This is a genomic window from Sphingomonas sp. DBB INV C78 (assembly GCF_042693015.1).
Taxonomy (GTDB): Bacteria; Pseudomonadota; Alphaproteobacteria; order Sphingomonadales; family Sphingomonadaceae; genus Sphingomonas_E.
In genome coordinates this window covers 3,947,798-3,962,443 of the sequence record NZ_CP170544.1, presented here as the reverse complement: position 1 = coordinate 3,962,443, position 14,646 = coordinate 3,947,798, and the positions used below count along the sequence as shown (strand labels likewise).

The following is a 14,646-nucleotide window of genomic DNA, read 5'->3' as shown; positions in this document are numbered from 1 at the left end:
GTCTCTCCGTTGTGTCAGGCCGATGGCGGGGCGAAGGCGCCGAACACCTCCATGATCGAAGGATTGCGGCGCAGCGTCTGCCCACCGCTGACATGGATGGTCTGGCCGGTGACGAAGCCCGCCTCGTCGCTGGCGAGCCATAGAGCGGCATCGGCAATGTCGGCGGAAACGCCGCTCCGGCCCAGCGGAATCTCCCGCGCATAAAGCGCCGCGACGCTCGGAATGCCGAGCCCGCCGCCGGACATCGGCGCATCCGCCACGCCACCGGGCGCGATCGAATTGGCGCGGATGCCCTGATGGCCGAACTCATGGGCGATGCAGCGGACGACGTGGTCGAGCCCCGCCTTGGTGCCCATGTAGGCGGCATGATGATCGAACATGATCGTCGCCGTCACTGACGAGATCTGGATGATCGATCCGCCCTTCGTCATCGTCCGCAGCAAGGCCTGGAAGAACTGGAAGGGGCCGGTGAACTGCACCGCATTCATCTGGTCGAGATCGGCGCGGTCATGGTCGAGGAAGGGTTTCAGCAGTCCCCAACCGGTGGCGTTGACGCCGATGTCCAGCCCGCCCAGCCGTCCGGCGGCTTCGGCGACCAACCGATCAACATCGGCCTGGACGGTGATATCGCAGACCTGGCTGTCCACGCCGATCGCGCTCGCGACCTCGCCCAGCGCATCGCCGCGGCGGCCGGCGATCATCACCTTCGCGCCCTCATCCTTGTAACGGCGGGCGATCGCCTCGCCGACATTGCCGGGCGCCACGCCCAGCACCAAAGCCGCCTTGCCCTTCAATCGATCGCCCATGGCCTGCCTCACGCTGCGAAGTCGATGACATGGACGGGGTTGGTGCCGTCCCAATTCTTGGTGGCGATGATGCCCGCGCCGATCATGTCGCGCGTGGCCGGGCTTTCGATGAACTCGAACAACACGCCCGGTTCACCATCCGCTTCCATATAAGCGACGTGGGTGCCGGGGCTGGACGCGGCAAAGGCCACTTTCAGCCCATCGGCGGTGGCGCGCTCCACGGCGGCGTCGAGATCGTCGACCACCCAGGCGACATGATGGACGCCCAGGATCGGCTTGCCCGCGGCATCGCGATAGGGTGAGGGGGTCTCGTTCGTGATCTTGATCAGTTCGATCTGGACATCACCCTGATAGGCAAGGCCGACATCCATCCCCACCACGCCGGCTTGGCCCCGATAGCTGCCGTTCAGGCTGACATTGCGGAACACCGTCCAGGGGCCGACGCCCATCATGTCGATCCAGCGCTGGATGCTCGCGTCGAGATCGTCGACCAGATAACCGATCTGGTCGATCGGGCCATATTTCGCTTGCGTCATCCTATCGTCTCTCAAGCCAGAGTTGCGGCGTGGCGCCCGGCGCGCCGCCCGAAAAAGCTCGCCTCGCCGAGGCAGGTGCCCGAGGCGTAGCCATTGCTGTCCTGCGCGATGTTGGACGCGCAGGCGCCGGCCGCATAGAGGCCCGGCACTGCGGCGCCGGTCCCAGTCAGAACCTCGCCATTGGCGGACACTTTCAGCCCGCCCAACGTGAAGCCGGTATAGACCGCGCGGCCGAAGGACAGGTCGAACGCCGCAAAGGGGCCTTCGTCCAGCGGCTTCAGCCATTTGGGATATTTGTGGAAGCTTGGGTCCTCGCCCTCGGCCGCGTGGGCGTTGTAGTCCGCCATCGTCCGCTGCAGTGACCCGTCGGGAAGGTTCAGTCCCTTCTCCATATCGGCGATCGTCTCGAACCCGTCGATCAGGCTCTGGTTGGTGAGCGAGGCGAAGTGCGGGTAGGCAAAAATTGCCGCATCGACGACCAGATAGACCACACCGTCGGGCTGCTGCGCGGAAAAGATGCCCGACCGGCTGTGATAGGAATCCTCGGCCACGAAGCGTTGGCCCTGCGCGTTGACGAGGATGCCCTTCAGCAGATTTTCGGGCGGGTAGAAGGGCGAGGTGAGGAAGGGCTCGTCCATGTGGATCGCCGCGCCGCCGGCCGCCTCGCCCAGCCGGATTGCCAGTCCATCATCATAGGGGCTGCCCTGGATATAGGCGGATTTCAGGATAGGGACATGCTTGGCCACCATCTCGGCATTCTGGCCGAAGCCGCCGGCCGCCAGCACCACGGCCTTGTTGGCGCGAACGTGGGAGACCTCACCATAACGCCGCAGCCGGGCACCGACTACGCGGCCGTCCTCGACCACCAGCGCCTCGACCTTGCTGTCGGCCATGACCGTAGCGCCGCCCGCTTCGGCCCTTTCGGAAAGAATGCGCAGCGCCAGCGCGCCGCCACCTTCCTCGCCATCGAACGCGACCTTGTGGCCGCGCGGCGCCGGCTTCGCTTTCTCGCGATAGGGCCAGACCTGCTCGTTACCCGTCCAGATCAGGCATTCGCGGCCCGGCTGGACGACATTCTTCTGCGGGTAATAGCTACGGTCGAAGGGCACGCCCTGCGCTTCGAGCCAGTCGAAATGGGCGACGCTGCCATCGGCATAGAGGCGGATCTTCTCATGATCGGGGTCGAGCGCGACGGCTTCCAGATAGCGCGCCATCTCGTCCGGGCTGTCTTCGAAGCCGCAGGCCTGCTGAACCGCGGTGCCGCCGCCGAGGTAGAAATGGCCCGCAGCCGCGGACGTGCTGCCCGTGCAGCCGCTTGTCCGCTCGATGATGATGACCGATGCGCCCGCCGCGCGCGCCTCAATCGCGGCACAGGCGCCCGCCATGCCGAATCCGACGATCACGACATCCGCCGTCGCCGCCCAGTCCTTCACCGTCGCCGCGTCGATCAGCAACGGGCCGGCCGCATCCTCAGCCACAGAATCCACGCCTCACCCTCCCATTATCATTGACGCAGAATTATGGCAGACTGATAGTATGGTCAAACATTCTGATAATGCGGACGACCATCGGCGCGGATATGGCCGTTCAGGAAAAGAGGTGGAATGGGCAGTCCGGCTGCATCAGCAAAGCCGATCGCCGCGCGGGGGCGCCCCGGCGGCCGAACGGCGTTCCAAGAGGAAAAGAGGCGTCAGAACCGCGCGGCGATTCTGGCGGCGGCGGCGGACACCTTTTCCGCCACGCCTTATGTTTATGCCACGATCGACGACATCATCCGCGCGGCCGGAATCAGTCGCGCCACCTTCTATGTGCATTTCGAATCCAAGCTGGCGCTGGCGCTGGCCATCTATGACGGTATTGCCGCCGACTGGCAGGCGGTGTTCGATGGGCTCGCGGCCGCCTCGGCGGAAGGTGCGGTCGGCCTGCGGACATGGCTGGCCGCGCTAGCGGCGCTCTACGTCGATCATGGCTATGTCACGTCGCTCGTGGCCCAGCTCGAAACCTTCGAGCCGAGCTTCCGCCAGCGGCTGCGTCGCGACCGGGACGAACTGATCGACCGGTTGGGTGCGGCTGGTGTGGGCGGCTTTGTTGCTGCTCGTGAGGATGGCGAAGCGGCCGTCCGGCAACGCGCGCGGGCGCATCTGCTGCTCCGCCGGCTCGACCAGATATGCGGCGATGTCAGCCGGCCCGAGACGCTCGGCGCTGCGGAGGGCGAAGTCTATGCCGGCCTCGCTGTGGAGGAACTTGAAAGCTTCCTGGCCGAACGCGCCTGATCGAAGCGCTCAGCCCCAATCAACGATCGGCCAACCACGCGTGGTAGCCAGTTTGCGCAGCCTGTCATGCGCATTCACCGCAAAGGGCTCGTCCGACCATTCCATCACCGGCGCATCGGACGCGTGATCCGAATAGAAGCGGACGCGGCATTGGGCGCGATCCAGCCCCTCGGCCGCCATCCAGGACTGGACCATCCGGAGCTTCGCGGGCCCGTAATTATTCTCGCCGTCGATCTTCGCCCGAATGCGCCCATCGAGGCCGATGATGCTGTTGGTGGCCATGCAGTCGTCAAAGCCCAGCCGATCGGCGATCGCTTCGGAATAAAGGCGGTAGGATGCCGTCGCCATCACCAGCCGGCGCCCGGCCGCGCGGTCCGCGGCGATCTGGGTCAGCGCGCCGGGATGGATGTTGTGCGCCACCGTCCGCTCGGCGAAGCTGTCTATCACCAGCCGCAATTCCTCCGGCGCGACATGACGGCCGAGCAGCAGCGCATGGTTGATTTCCTTGAGCTTGGCGCGATCGATCAGCTTCAGCACATAAGCCAGCATCGACAGGATGACGAACGGCACCAGCAGCAGCCGCCACGGCGCGCGGCGCCGCGCCGCGTGGAGCAGGAAGGGCGTATAGGTGGCGACGCGCGTGATCGTGCGGTCCATGTCGTAGATGGCGAGTTCGGTCATGCCGCGGCCATAGCGGGGAACTCGCGTCACCGCCACGCGTCTGGCCCGTAATGATCCTTATCTGCTCTGCGCTTGCCGTTCCGCACATCCTCGCCCATGGTTGCCGGGCATGAGCGAGACAGCCGATTTCAACGTGGATGATCAGGGCGTTCTCCGTTTTTCGGGGGAGCTTACCCTGCCGCGTCTGCGCGATCTGCCCGATCGGCTCGATACGCTTGCCGATCCGCCCGCGCGCATCGATCTGTCGGGCGTCGGCCGGATCGATACCGTCGGCGCGTGGCTGGTCCACAAGCTGGCGCGTGACAGCGGCGCGCAGCTGGAAGGCGCCAGCAAGGATGCCGCGCTGCTGATCGATCAGGTCGCCCAGGCCGATCAGCCGGTACAGGTCCGGCCCGATTATGTCTTTCCGCTCGCCCGCGTGCTTGCGCAGATCGGTCGTTCGACGATGACGGCCTGGCACACGCTGCTCGGCCTGATCGGTTTCTTCGGTGCGATCTGCATCGCCTTCGCGTCCGTCATCCGCCATCCCCGCCGCTTCCGCGGCAATGCCGTCACCCGCCAGTTCGAGGTGGTGGGCGTCGATGCGCTGGGCATCATCGGGCTGATGAGTTTCCTGATCGGCATCGTCATCGCCCAGCAGGGCGCGGTACAGCTCCGCCAGTTCGGGGCGGAGGTATTCACGATCAACCTGATCGGCCGCATCACGCTGCGCGAACTCGGCGTGCTGATGACCGCGATCATGGTTGCCGGGCGATCGGGATCGGCCTTTGCCGCCCAGCTCGGATCGATGAAGCTCGCCGAGGAGGTGGACGCGATGCGGACCATCGGCGTCTCGCCGATGGAGGCGCTGGTGCTGCCGCGCGTGCTGGCGACGGTGGTACTGATGCCGCTGCTCGGCTTCTACGCTTCGCTCGTCGCGATCATCGGCGGCGGCATTCTTTGCTGGATCTCGCTCGATATCCCGCCCGCGACCTATATCCAGCGGATGCGCGAAGTCGTGCCGATGACCGATCTGTGGGTCGGTCTGATCAAGGCGCCCGTGTTCGGCGCGATCGTCGCCATGGCGGGCTGTTTCCAGGGTATGCAGGTGAAGGGTAATGCCGAGGAAGTGGGCCTGCGCACGACCGCTGCGGTTGTGCAGGCGATCTTCCTGGTGATCGTGCTCGATGCCTTCTTCGCCGTCTTCTTCTCGTCGATCGGCTGGGACTGATGGCGGAGGAAAAGCAAGATCTCGTCATCCGTGTGCGCGGGCTGAAGAACGCCTTTGGCGATCAGGTCGTGCATGAGGGGCTGGATCTGGATGTCCACCGCGGGGAGATCATCGGCGTGGTCGGCGGCTCGGGCACCGGCAAGTCGGTGCTGATGCGCTCGATCATCGGCCTCCAGACTCCGGTCGCAGGCGAGGTGACGGTGTTCGGCGAGCCGATGATCGGCCGCGAGGAGACAGAGGCCACGACGGTCCGCCGTCGCTGGGGTGTGCTGTTCCAGAATGGCGCCCTGTTTTCGACGCTTACCGTTGCGGAAAATGTCGAGGTGCCGCTGCGCGAATATTATCCGCAGCTTTCCGAACAACTGCTCGACGAGATCGCCGCCTACAAGGTCTGCATGTCCGGCCTTGCGCCCGAGGCCGGGCCGAAATTTCCCTCGGAGCTCTCCGGCGGCATGCGCAAACGTGCCGGCCTTGCCCGCGCGCTCGCGCTCGATCCGGAATTGCTGTTCCTGGACGAGCCCACCGCCGGCCTCGATCCGATCGGCGCTGCGGCCTTCGATGAACTGCTCAAGGATTTGCAGGAAACGCTGGATTTGACCGTGTTCCTGATCACCCATGATCTCGATACGCTGCACGCCATCTGCGATCGCGTGGCGGTGCTGGCAGATCGCAAGGTGATCGCAGTAGGAACGATCCCGGAATTGCTGGCGTTGGACCATCCGTGGATTCAGGAATATTTCAATGGCCCGCGGGGGCGGGCTGCCGCCAGTGTGGCGGAACGGATTGAAGCGGGGAGCAACTGACGAACGATGGAAACCCGCTCTAACCATATCCTCGTCGGCAGCGTCGTGCTGGCATTGCTTGTCGCCGTGCTGCTCTTCACCGTCTGGCTCGCGCGGCTTTCGGGCGCGAACGAGCAGGAATTCGACATCTTCTTCAAGCAATCGGTCGATGGGCTGGCCAAGGGGTCGCCGGTTACTTTCTCGGGTGTTCCCGTCGGGCAGATCAAGGAAATCCTGCTGATGCCCGAACAGCCGGAATTCGTGCGCGTGCGCATCTCGGTCAACGGCGACACGCCGATCCTGCAGGGGACCACCGCGACGATTGCGGGCGTCGGCTTCACGGGCGTCAGCCAGATCAATCTCGACGGTGCGATCAAGGGGCAGCCGCCGATAACCTGCCCGGACGAAGACCGCAGCGCGCAATGCCCCTATGGCCGTCCCGTCATCCCCACCAAGCCGGGCGCGCTCGGCGAACTGCTCAACAGCGCGCCGCAGTTGATGGAGCGGCTGTCGACATTGACCGAACGGATGGGTGAATTGCTTAACGATCGCAACCAGAAGTCGTTGGCGAACATCCTCGCCAATCTCGAACGGTTGAGCGGTTCGCTGGCCGATCGCGGGCCCGATCTGAAGGATGTGCTTGCCGATACGCGGGTCGCCGTGCGGCAGGCGGGCGACGCGGCCGAGCAGATCGGCCAGCTGGCGGCCACCACCAACAAGGAATTGCAGCCGATCGCCGCCGATCTGCGCAAGACGGTGCAGTCGGCCGAACGCAGCATGGGTGCACTCGAAGGGGCGATCAACGAGGCGCGGCCCGGCCTCAAGGCCTTTTCCACGCAGACGGTGCCGGAGGTCAGCCAGCTCATCCGTGATCTGACCGAGATGTCCGACGCGTTGACCGGGGTCGCCAATAAGCTCGATCGTGGCGGTGCTGGCGCCGTGCTGGGTGGCAACAAGCTTCCGGACTATGAACCGAAATGAGGCGCATGAAACCGCATCCCATCCTGTTCGCGGCTCTGCTTTTGCCGCTTTCCGCCTGCATCAGCTTCGGGGAGGAGCCGCCCTCGACGCTGTTGACTCTGACGCCGGACAGTTCGTTCGCGGCCGGCCAGACGCGCACCGCCGGTGACGGCCGGGCCGTGGCGGTGATTCCACCCAGCGTGCCGCAATCGCTCAACGTGCTGCGCGTGCCGGTGCAGACCGGCGCCACCAGCATCGCCTATCTCAAGAAGGCGCAATGGGTCGAACCGCCGAGCCGGTTGTTCCGTAACCTGCTCGCGGAAACCATCGCGGCGAAGACGGGGCGGCCCACGCTCGACATGCGCCAATATTCGCAGGCGCCGGGCTTGCGGCTTGGCGGGCGGCTCCAGCAGTTCGGCCTTGATGCGACGCAGGGGCAGGTGGTCGTGCAATATGATGCCAGCCTCGCGCGTGGCGGCACTGCGCCTCTCGAAACGCGACGCTTCGAGGCGCGGGTGCCGGTGGCGAGCGAGGATGCGCAGTCGGTGGCCGCGGCCCTCAACCGCGCGGCCAACCAGGTCGCCGGCGAAGTGGCGGACTGGATCGGCGCCTGATCAGGCGTCGCGGCCCTCTTCCATCGTGCGAATGGTTGCGGTGAGCCGCGCGCGCTCGGCCAGCGCCTGATCGAGCAGCGAGCGCAGTTCGCCCAGCTCCATCGCGCGATCGGCGATGCGTGCATCCAGCGTCGCATTGCTGCGGCGCAGATCGGCGATCATGCGGGATCGGGCGAGCAGCCGCTCGATGCGCGCGGCCAGCACGTCGAAATCGAACGGCTTGGCGACATGATCGTCGGCGCCGCCGGCGAGCGCCTCGACCGCGCAGCCGCTGTCGGTCCGCGACGTCATCATCAGCACGGGAATGTCGGCGGTGCGCTGGCTGGTACGGATCTCGCGCAGCGTGGCGAGGCCGGAAAAGCCGCTGAGCTTCGCATCGAGCAGCACCACGTCGAACCGACGCCCTTGCAGCAAATCCAGCGCGGCCGGGCCATCGGCGCATAGCATCGTCCGGAAGCCGAGCCGGCTGAGGCGGCGGCCGATCACGTTCAGGCTGGTGGGGTTGCCGTCGACGACCAGGATATCCCTGCTGCCGCTCGCCCCATTAGCCATAGCGTCGTTCATTGCGCCCTCTTCGTTCTGCGTTTCTCGGCAGAGACTTAGGCGTGCGGGGTCACGAAATGGTTAATTTGCTGACAGCCATGTCAGCCGCTGTTGCGGAGCGCCGTCGCTATGGCGTTGATCGAAAGCTGGATTCCCTCGCGGATGCGGGGATCGTCCTCGCCGGCGCGGTGACGCTTCAATAGCTCGATCTGGAGATGGTTGAGCGGCTCGATATAAGGCAGCCGCAGCCGGATGCTGGTTTCAAGCGCCGGGCTCTTTTCCAGCAGCCGAGTCTGGCGGGTGATTGACAGCAGGCTGTCGCGCGTCATGTGCCAGCCATCGCGGATGCGATCGAAGATAGGGCCCGCGGCGTTCTGGTCCTCGACCAAAGTCACATAATGGCCGGCAATGCCCATGTCCGATTTCGCCAGCACCATCTCCAGATTGGCGAGCGTCGCCTGCAGGAAGGGCCAGCAATCTACCATCTCGCGCAGCAGCGCCTGATCCTTGAAGCTCCGGATGGCATCACCGACGCCATACCAGCCCGGCAGCATCACCCGCGCCTGCGCCCAGGAAAAGACCCAGGGAATGGCGCGCAGATCCTCGATGCGGTCGCTCTTGGTGCGGCTGGCGGGGCGCGATCCGATCTTGAGGTCGGCGATCTCGGCGATCGGGGTGAGCTGGCGGAAGAAGGTGCGAAAGCCGTCCGTGCCGTAGACCAGGTCGCGATAGGCCCTGAACGCGGTGTCGGACAACGCCGCCATCGCCGCGGCGTAGCGCTCATAATCCGCCTCGGGAAGCTGGGGCGGCTCGAGGCTCGCGAGCAATGTCGCCGATGCCATCGCCTCGAGATTGGCGACCGCGCTTTCCCGTGTGCCATATTTGGCGGCGATCACCTCGCCTTGCTCGGTGATGCGGATGCGCCCGCTGACGGTGCCGGGCGGCTGGGCGCGGATCGCCGCGAAGGATGATCCGCCGCCGCGCCCCACCGCGCCACCGCGGCCATGGAAAAGCTGCATGGCCGCGCCGGCCTGCTCGAACACCGGCGCCAACGCGCGGCTGGCCTGATGGAGGCTCCAGACCGAGGTCAGGTAGCCGCCATCCTTGTTGGAATCCGAATAGCCGACCATTACTTCCTGATGGCCGCGCGCCGCGGTGATCGCCGCCGCCTCGGGCAGCGCGAACCATGACGTCATGACGTCGGGCGCATTCTCCAGATCGTCGATCGTCTCGAACAAGGGCACGACCATGATCGCCGCCGTCGGCGGATTGCCGGGCCGGAACAGACCTGCCTCCTTGAGCAGGATGTGGACCTCCAGCAGGTCCGACACGCTTTCGGCCTTGGAAATAAGGTAGGTGGTGATCGATGCCACCCCGTAGCGCCGATGCGCCTCGGCCGCGGCATGGACGATCGCCATCTCGGACGCGGTCTCGTCCGAATAGCTTGCATACGGGCTGGAGAGCGGCCGCTCGCTCGCCAGCTCGCGGCGGAGCAGGGCGACGCGAGCATCCTCGTCCAGCGCTTGATAATCGGCTTCGACGCCAGCCACTTTCAGCAGTTCGGCAACGACGCGCTCATGCACGTCGGCATTCTGGCGCAGGTCCAGCGTCGCCAGATGGAAGCCGAACGTCTCGACCGCGCGGATCAGCCGGCCGAGGCTACCGCCGCCCGAAAGCGCGCCCCCGCCGCCCTTGGCCAGCGCATGAGCGATGTCGACCAGATCGGCGCGCAATGCGGCGGGATCGGCATAAGGTTCGGCCGAGGAGAAAGCGGGACGCGGCGGTTCCCGACCTGAAAGCTGGCGATAGGTGGCGGCCAGCCGCGAATAGATGCCCGTAATCGCGCGGCGATACGGCTCGTCCGCCCGGCTGGCGGAATGATCACCGCCACGTTCGGCCAGCGCCTCCACTTCGTCGGTGACGGCGGTGAGTTCGGTCGAGATCGAAAGCTCGGCCCCGAGCATGTGGAGCATATCGAGATAATTGCCGATCACCGTTTCGGCCGCGCGGCGGAGCGCCAGTCGCAGCGAATCGGCGTTCACATTGGGGTTGCCGTCGCGATCGCCGCCGATCCAGCTTCCGGGCTTCAGGAAGCTGGGCGGGCGGTGGCCGAGCGCGCGTTCCCAACGGGCATGGAGCGCGGGGATGACGGGCAGGAAGATGTCGCGCAGATAAGCGAGTGCCGTCTCAACTTCATCGGCGACATAAAGCCGCTCGCGCCGCAGCGGCCGCGTCTGCCATAGGAGCGCGATCTGCCGGTAGATCGCCTCGTCGATCAGTTCACCTCCGTCGGTTTCGGTGCGGCCGATGTCGCGGAGCTTCATCAGTTCGGAGATATGGTTGCGATGGTCGATGATCGATTTGCGCCGCACCTCGGTCGGATGCGCGGTCAGCACGGGCGCAATCAACGCATGCTGGAGCAGCGCCAGCGCCTGATCCTTGCCGATGCCCTCCCCCTCCAGCCGGGCCAGGGCCTGCGCCACGTCGGCGCCGGGCTCAGCGGCGACGCCCTGCCGATCCTCGGCCAGGTTCGCGAGCATCGAAAACAGCATGAAGCCGCGGACGAAGGCCAAAGTCTCGTCGAGCGTCAGCGCATCGAGGCCGGGGTCGATCGCATCGGCGGCGACGATGCCGCGATGGCGGTCGACCGATGTCGAACGGATATATTCGATCCGGCGAAACAAAGCTTCGCCGCCATAAGCGCGGATGACGTCGCCCAGCAGCCGCCCGAGAAAGCGGATGTCGGGATTTTGCGTGATCGGGGCCGGCGCGTTCATGGCCTCGATGCTGCATCGCAACAACGCCGCCGTCAATGCCGCGCTGTTGCGCCGGGCCTCACTGTTTCTTGCGATATTCCGTGAATTCGCTGAGGGGGCAGGCTCCGAAATCCATGGGAGTCGGCGGGTCGATCACACGGACCAGATCGGAACTACAGAGATTGCCCGTAGGATTCCGCGTCGCGAGCGCGCGATCCGCCTTCAAGGCCCGACATGTCCCGTCTGCGGGCTGGTTCACATACAGCTTTTTGGAGCTGATCTCATAGATGATCGCCGTATTGTCGATGATCCGGCTGCTCCGCACCGAATAGAGCGGAATGCAGGACGTGGTGCCGACGGGCTCATATTTATCGAGCGCCTTCTGCGCCTTGTCGCTCAGCGGAACCGCCAGCGGCTTTTCCGCGGCCGAAGCCGGCCCTGCCAGCAACGCCGATCCCAGGATGATGGGGAGGATGTGCCTCATCTTCATATCCTTCCGAGGGTTTTTCCCCTGAAAGACGGAGTGTAGCAGGTCGCACCTTAACCGCGAAAAACATCCTTGGCGGCGCGGCGCTCGGCAAGTTGTGCGACGCTTGCAGCGCGCATGAAGGGGTTGGTCGCGCGCTCGAGTCCGATCGTGGTCGGCACCGTCGGTTCGCCGCGGGCGCGTGCAGCGTCGACATCGGCCATGCGGCGGGCCAGCGCGTCATTGTCCGGCTCGGCCACCACCGCATAGCGGCCGTTCGACTGGGTATATTCGTGCGCGCAATAGACGGCGGTGTCGTCGGGCAGCGCTTCCAGCTTGCGCATATTGGCGAACATCTGGTCCGCCGTGCCCTCGAACAACCGGCCGCATCCCATGGCGAACAAGGTGTCGCCGACGAACGCCGCCGACTCGGCGGGCAGATAATAAGCGATATGGCCGGACGTGTGGGCCGGCACCTCGATCACCGACGCCGTCGCCTTGCCCAGGCTGACCGAGTCGCCTTCACGCACCTGCCGGTCCAGCGTCGGGATGCGATCGGCTTCCGCCGCCGGGCCGGTGATCAGACAGCCCGTCGCCGCCTTGATCTCGGCATTGCCGCCGGTGTGGTCGGGGTGCCAGTGCGTGTTCCAGATCTGGGTGATCATCCAGCCGCGCGTCTTGGCCTCGGTCAGCACCGGCTCGGCCACCGCCGGGTCGACGGCGACCGTCTCGCCGCTGTCTGGATCATGGGCCAGCCAGACATAATTGTCGCTGAGGACGGGGATACGGGCGATCTCGATCATACCGGCCAGCCTTTGCCCGTCCGGCCGAGCAGCGCAAGTGCGTCCGCCGCCATCTGTTCGGTCAGCGTCCTGGCGGGAAGCGGACGGCTCAGCCGCGATGCCTGGCCCGACCATAAGGGGCCGAAGCCGCCGGGATCGACAGTACGCAGCCGCGCCAGCGCGTTGGCGGCATAAGGGAAGGGCGGCGCTTCTTCGCGTATCGGCCCCAGCGCGGTCATCAGCCGGTTTGGCACGCCGCGGGCAAGGCCGCCGGTGAAAAGGTTGGTGAACATCGTCCGCTCGGCCGCGTCGCTGGTCAGGGCGGCGCGGTGCGGTTCGTGGATCAGGCTTTCGGGGCAATGGAGGTAAGCGGTGCCGATCTGGACGGCGCTGGCGCCCAGCATCAATGCGGCGGCGATGCCGCGGCCATCGGCTATTCCGCCCGCGGCGATGACCGGCACGTCGACGACATCGACGATCTGCGGGATCAGCGCCATCAGACCCATATGATGGGCAGGGTCGCCGCCCAGGAACCGGCCGGCATGCCCGCCCGCTTCCCAGCCCTGCGCGATCACCGCGTCGACGCCCTGATTGGCCAGCCAGCGCGCTTCGCTGACGCTGGTGGCGCTGGCGATGATCAGCGCGCCGCTCGCTCGCGCGCGTTCCAGCAGCGGCTCGTCCGGCAGGCCGAAATGGAAGCTGATGATTTCGGGCTTCAGCTCCGCCACCACGTCTGCCATCTGCCCATCGAATGGCGCGCGGATCGGCGGCGGGGTTACCGGCGGGCCGACCTGGCAGTCGGCGTAGAAGGGCGCCAGTAGCTTCTTCCACACGCTTTCGTCGGGCGGCGGCCCCATGCGGTGGCAGAAGAAGTTGAGGTTGATCGGGCCGGATGCGCGGGAACGGAGTTCCTCATACTGGCTTCGGAGCGCGCCGGGCGTCAGCAGCGAGCAGGGGAGCGCCCCTGCCGCGCCGCCAGCCATCGCCGCTGCCGCCAGTCCGACGCCACCCGCGCCCGCCATCGGCGCCAGCAGAATCGGGTGGGCCGCGCCGATCCGCTCGATAAAGGCGCCGGGGCTTACCATTGCCCCGTATTCGGCATCGACGCCCAGGGTTCCTGCGGCGGCAGGTGCCCGTCTTGCAGTATCTCGATGGAGATATTGTCGGGGGTGCGGACGAACGCCATGTGTCCGTCGCGAGGCGGGCGGTTGATCGTCACGCCGGCGTCCATCAGCCGCTGGCACGTCTCGTAGATATTGTCGACGCGATAGGCGAGGTGGCCGAAATTGCGGCCGCCGTCATAGCCTTGCTCACCCCAATTATGGGTGAGTTCCACCTGCGCATCCTCATCGCCCGGAGCGGCCAGGAAGATGAGCGTATAGCGGCCGGCTTCATTGTCGAAGCGGCGCTGCTCCTTCAGCCCCAGCAGTTCGAAGAAGCGGATGGTGGCGTCCGGATCGGACACGCGGATCATCGTGTGGAGATATTTCATGCCCCCAATCTAGAGGCAGAGCAGGGCGGGTTGAAGCCCCCGATCCGCTGATTCGCACGGACCATCCGCCTCTTCCACTCCGTTGGACGCTGTTCCTGCCGTTCGTCTGCCGATTTTGCACGTTCGTCGTTGATCGTGTCGGTTGGTGGAGCGCAACCGTTCTCCGGTCGAACCAAAGATGCGTGAAACCCCAGCATTACGTAAGGAAAATGCACGGCAACGGGACGCCCCCTTACAAACCGTCGCCGACAGGATCGCAAGCTCATCGGTCTCCGACCAGACCGGAACGACCGCCAGGTTCGAAGGAGAGTACCATGTTCACGCGTTTCACCCGCAATGCCCTTGTCGCCACTGCTTCCGCCGCCCTTCTCGTCGCCGCTCCGGCCTTCGCGCAGAGCGAAACCCGCAGCGAAGCCGTCCGCTACGGTGATCTCGACCTCAAGTCCGACGATGGCGTCGCCAAGCTCGACAGCCGCGTCCGCACCGCCGCCAACTCGGTCTGTGGTGTCGATGGTGCCCGGACGATCCAGGAAGTCGCCCAGGCCCGCAAGTGCGCCAAGATCGCGATGACGAATGCGGCTGGCCCGGTCCAGCTCGCGGTGGCGCAGGCCCGTTCCAACCAGGGCTATGCCAGCAACGAAGTGAAGATCCGCACCGGCCGCTAAGGCCAGCAGATCGCCAACAGATCGCCGGCGCACCAGCGGAAACCAGTCCCTTCCGCCGCGTCAGTGAAGCGCCCCCGGAG

General features: G+C 65.7%; 16 protein-coding genes. 6 read left to right on the top strand and 10 right to left on the bottom strand.

Annotated elements, in window-relative coordinates; genetic code table 11:
• Positions 1 to 14: 14 nt before the first annotated feature.
• The 3 genes from ACFB49_RS18750 to ACFB49_RS18740 are packed head-to-tail and all read right to left on the bottom strand — an operon-like array spanning position 15 to position 2,829.
• Complete coding sequence (locus tag ACFB49_RS18750; RefSeq protein WP_380872830.1) at positions 15 to 806, bottom strand: SDR family oxidoreductase; 792 nt, start codon at positions 804 to 806, stop codon at positions 15 to 17.
• An 8-nt stretch (positions 807 to 814) separates the two neighbouring features.
• The gene (locus ACFB49_RS18745; protein WP_380872829.1) at positions 815 to 1,342 is read right to left on the bottom strand and encodes a VOC family protein; all 528 of its coding nucleotides are present in this window, start codon (positions 1,340 to 1,342) and stop codon (positions 815 to 817) included.
• An 11-nt stretch (positions 1,343 to 1,353) separates the two neighbouring features.
• The gene (locus ACFB49_RS18740; RefSeq protein ID WP_380872828.1) at positions 1,354 to 2,829 is read right to left on the bottom strand and encodes an FAD-binding protein; all 1,476 of its coding nucleotides are present in this window, start codon (positions 2,827 to 2,829) and stop codon (positions 1,354 to 1,356) included.
• Positions 2,830 to 2,946: 117 nt separating this feature from the next.
• Between ACFB49_RS18740 and ACFB49_RS18735 the strand changes: the two genes are divergently transcribed.
• Positions 2,947 to 3,615, top strand: a complete 669-nt coding sequence (locus ACFB49_RS18735; RefSeq protein ID WP_380872827.1) for a TetR/AcrR family transcriptional regulator — start codon at positions 2,947 to 2,949, stop codon at positions 3,613 to 3,615.
• A gap of 9 nt (positions 3,616 to 3,624) precedes the next feature.
• On the opposite strand, the gene ACFB49_RS18730 is transcribed toward ACFB49_RS18735, so the two are convergent.
• Positions 3,625 to 4,296, bottom strand: a complete 672-nt coding sequence (locus ACFB49_RS18730) for an HAD family hydrolase (protein ID WP_380880034.1) — start codon at positions 4,294 to 4,296, stop codon at positions 3,625 to 3,627.
• A gap of 109 nt (positions 4,297 to 4,405) precedes the next feature.
• On the opposite strand from ACFB49_RS18730, the gene ACFB49_RS18725 reads away from it, so the two are divergent.
• The 4 genes from ACFB49_RS18725 to ACFB49_RS18710 are packed head-to-tail and all read left to right on the top strand — an operon-like array spanning position 4,406 to position 7,862.
• Positions 4,406 to 5,506: an ABC transporter permease gene (locus ACFB49_RS18725; protein ID WP_380872826.1), complete on the top strand. Its 1,101-nt coding sequence runs from the start codon at positions 4,406 to 4,408 to the stop codon at positions 5,504 to 5,506.
• Entirely contained in the window at positions 5,506 to 6,309 is an 804-nt protein-coding gene (locus ACFB49_RS18720) for an ABC transporter ATP-binding protein (RefSeq protein ID WP_380872824.1), read from the top strand. The genes ACFB49_RS18725 and ACFB49_RS18720 overlap by 1 nt, the downstream gene beginning before the upstream one ends.
• A 6-nt stretch (positions 6,310 to 6,315) precedes the next feature.
• Positions 6,316 to 7,269: an MlaD family protein gene (locus tag ACFB49_RS18715; protein ID WP_380872823.1), complete on the top strand. Its 954-nt coding sequence runs from the start codon at positions 6,316 to 6,318 to the stop codon at positions 7,267 to 7,269.
• A 5-nt stretch (positions 7,270 to 7,274) separates the two neighbouring features.
• Positions 7,275 to 7,862: an ABC-type transport auxiliary lipoprotein family protein gene (locus tag ACFB49_RS18710; RefSeq protein WP_380872822.1), complete on the top strand. Its 588-nt coding sequence runs from the start codon at positions 7,275 to 7,277 to the stop codon at positions 7,860 to 7,862.
• Here the strand turns inward: ACFB49_RS18710 and ACFB49_RS18705 are convergent, their stop codons facing one another.
• The 6 genes from ACFB49_RS18705 to ACFB49_RS18680 form a co-directional block, all read right to left on the bottom strand.
• Positions 7,863 to 8,426, bottom strand: coding sequence for a PleD family two-component system response regulator (locus ACFB49_RS18705; RefSeq protein WP_380872821.1), 564 nt, complete (start codon positions 8,424 to 8,426; stop codon positions 7,863 to 7,865). It abuts the gene before it with no gap.
• An 80-nt stretch (positions 8,427 to 8,506) separates the two neighbouring features.
• The gene (ppc, locus tag ACFB49_RS18700; protein WP_380872820.1) at positions 8,507 to 11,182 is read right to left on the bottom strand and encodes a phosphoenolpyruvate carboxylase; all 2,676 of its coding nucleotides are present in this window, start codon (positions 11,180 to 11,182) and stop codon (positions 8,507 to 8,509) included.
• Positions 11,183 to 11,240: 58 nt separating this feature from the next.
• The gene (locus ACFB49_RS18695; RefSeq protein ID WP_380872819.1) at positions 11,241 to 11,645 is read right to left on the bottom strand and encodes a hypothetical protein; all 405 of its coding nucleotides are present in this window, start codon (positions 11,643 to 11,645) and stop codon (positions 11,241 to 11,243) included.
• A gap of 56 nt (positions 11,646 to 11,701) precedes the next feature.
• Positions 11,702 to 12,430, bottom strand: a complete 729-nt coding sequence (gloB, locus tag ACFB49_RS18690) for a hydroxyacylglutathione hydrolase (protein ID WP_380872818.1) — start codon at positions 12,428 to 12,430, stop codon at positions 11,702 to 11,704.
• On the bottom strand, positions 12,427 to 13,494 hold the full coding sequence (locus tag ACFB49_RS18685) for an NAD(P)H-dependent flavin oxidoreductase (protein ID WP_380872816.1): 1,068 nt from the start codon (positions 13,492 to 13,494) through the stop codon (positions 12,427 to 12,429). The genes gloB and ACFB49_RS18685 overlap by 4 nt, the downstream gene beginning before the upstream one ends.
• Positions 13,488 to 13,901 (bottom strand): VOC family protein, encoded by a 414-nt coding sequence (locus tag ACFB49_RS18680; protein WP_380872815.1) that lies wholly within the window; start codon positions 13,899 to 13,901, stop codon positions 13,488 to 13,490. The genes ACFB49_RS18685 and ACFB49_RS18680 overlap by 7 nt, the downstream gene beginning before the upstream one ends.
• Before the next feature lie 314 nt (positions 13,902 to 14,215).
• Here ACFB49_RS18680 and ACFB49_RS18675 point away from each other — a divergent pair, with 314 nt between their 5' ends.
• On the top strand, positions 14,216 to 14,566 hold the full coding sequence (locus tag ACFB49_RS18675; RefSeq protein WP_380872814.1) for a UrcA family protein: 351 nt from the start codon (positions 14,216 to 14,218) through the stop codon (positions 14,564 to 14,566).
• Positions 14,567 to 14,646 lie beyond the last annotated feature (80 nt).